Source organism: Gillisia marina (genome assembly GCF_000258765.1).
Classification (GTDB): domain Bacteria; phylum Bacteroidota; class Bacteroidia; order Flavobacteriales; family Flavobacteriaceae; genus Gillisia; species Gillisia marina.
In genome coordinates, this window is sequence record NZ_AJLT01000094.1 from 1 (window position 1) to 2086 (window position 2086).

Annotated in this window: 2 protein-coding genes and 1 pseudogene; all 3 read right to left on the bottom strand. The window is 33.5% G+C overall.

Features of this window, described 5'->3' with window-relative positions:
- Nucleotides 1-125 precede the first annotated feature (125 nt).
- Entirely contained in the window at nt 126-1097 is a 972-nt protein-coding gene (locus ON07_RS13765) for a YpdA family putative bacillithiol disulfide reductase (protein WP_010232629.1), read from the bottom strand.
- Nucleotides 1084-1747, bottom strand: a pseudogene (gene rpe / locus ON07_RS15710) (ribulose-phosphate 3-epimerase). Before rpe ends, ON07_RS13765 begins: the two are co-directional and overlap by 14 nt.
- Before the next feature lie 55 nt (nt 1748-1802).
- Nucleotides 1803-2086 (bottom strand): BLUF domain-containing protein (locus tag ON07_RS13775; protein ID WP_010232631.1); only part of this gene is annotated, 284 nt, incomplete at its 5' end.

Below are 2086 nucleotides of genomic sequence, written 5' to 3' on the forward strand. Positions count from 1 at the left end.
GATAAACAGGAAAAAATATAATCATAAAAATGCAGAGGTTATAGTAATGTAATTCAGCATATATCATAAATTAAAAAGAGGATCTCAATTACAAATTGGGATTCTCTTTTTTGTTTTATTGAGTCTTAACCCACAATATCCTCTACAATCATTTTTGCGTGAATCCTTGAATTCTCTATAAACCATTTATGGGTTTCCATTCCTCCACAAATTACACCTGCCAAATAAATTCCTGGAACATTAGTTTCCATCGTAGCTTGGTTGTAGGTAGGGATTCTTTTTTCATCTTGAGACAGCGTGATTCCCATAGATTCTAAAAAATCAAAATTTGGACGATAACCAGTAAGTAAGACTACGAAATCATTTTTTAGTCTTTTTTGGCCTTCTGGTGTAGTTATAAGAACATCTTCCTCGGTAACTTCTAATAGTTCAGAAGAAAAATATGCCTTAATACTACCTTCTTCAATTCTATTTATAATATCTGGACGAACCCAGTATTTTACGCGTTCGCCAATTGCTTCTTCTCGAACAACCATTGTGACTTCTCCACCTTTACGATAAATTTCCAAAGCAGCATCCACCGCAGAATTACTAGCTCCTACGATAACTGTTTTTTGAGTAGCAAAATAATGCGGATCATTATAATAGTGATTCACCTTTGCAAGATCCTCTCCGGGGATATTCAAATAATTGGGGATATCATAAAAGCCGGTAGCTACAATCACGTTTTTGGCAGTGTACTCAGACTTAGAAGTTATTACCTTATGAAGTTTATTTTCCAAAGTTTCAACCGAATTCACTTTTTCAAATAAATGAATATTCAAGTCATTAGAAGTGGTAATTCTTCGGTAATATTCTAAAGCCTCAGCTTTATGCGGTTTTGGATTGTTACTTATAAAGGGAATATTGTCTAATTCTAACTTTTCAGAAGTAGAGAAAAATGTCATATTGGTAGGGTAGTGGTAAAGAGAATTTACCAAACATCCTTTTTCCAAAATAACATAGGTTAAATTATGCTTCTTTGCTTCCAAAGCACAGGCAATCCCAATTGGGCCTCCGCCAATAATAATTAAGTCTAATTCTTTATGAATTTGCAATTTCCTTAAGTTCTTTAATAGTTTCTGTTTGATTGGAAGCCTTAAACACATAACTTCCTGCGACCAAAACATTTGCTCCTGCATTTACTAACGCTGCCGCATTTTTATTAGTAACTCCACCGTCTATTTCTATAAGTGTATCAGCGCCATGTTTTTTAATTAACTCCTGAAGTTTCTTTACCTTGGAATAGGTGTTATCAATAAAACTTTGTCCACCAAAGCCGGGATTCACACTCATAATACAAACTAAATCGATATCATTAATAATATCTTCTAATAGGGACACATTGGTATGTGGATTTAGTGCAACTCCGGCTTTCATTCCTTCAGCTTTAATCGCCTGTAGCGTTCTGTGAAGATGTGGGCAAGCTTCATAGTGAACCGTTAAGATATTTGCTCCTAATTGTGCGAATTCTTTAATATACCTGTCAGGATCTACAATCATTAAATGTACATCGATCGTTTTTTTTTGCATGCTTTGCAATATCACGTAGCACAGGCATTCCAAACGAAATATTTGGTACAAATACCCCATCCATAATATCTATATGAAACCAATCTGCTTCACTCTTATTTATCATTTCTATATCTCGCTGTAAATTCGCGAAATCGGCTGCTAAAACCGAGGGAGCAATAAGTATATTTTTCATGAGAATTTATTGGAATTATTATGTAAAAATAACAAGAAAAATAGGTTTCTACTTTCTAAATAGGTAAAAATGCCTTTAGTATATTTTTTACTGCAGCTTGAGCACTTATCTCTAATACTTTTATCTGATTTAAATAATGTTGAAATTTCTCGGGATCATAATCAGCCTGCTCAGATACAAAATCGGAATCATATCCATCATATGCTTCTTTATGTATGTCTTTTCCGAAAATCTGCATAATATTGTGATGGCGCTTATCTTCTTTAATAGCTTCAAATAGTTTGGAAATTATCTCTTTTTCGCCTTCAATAATTTGAAAGAAATTACCATCAGAAAAAA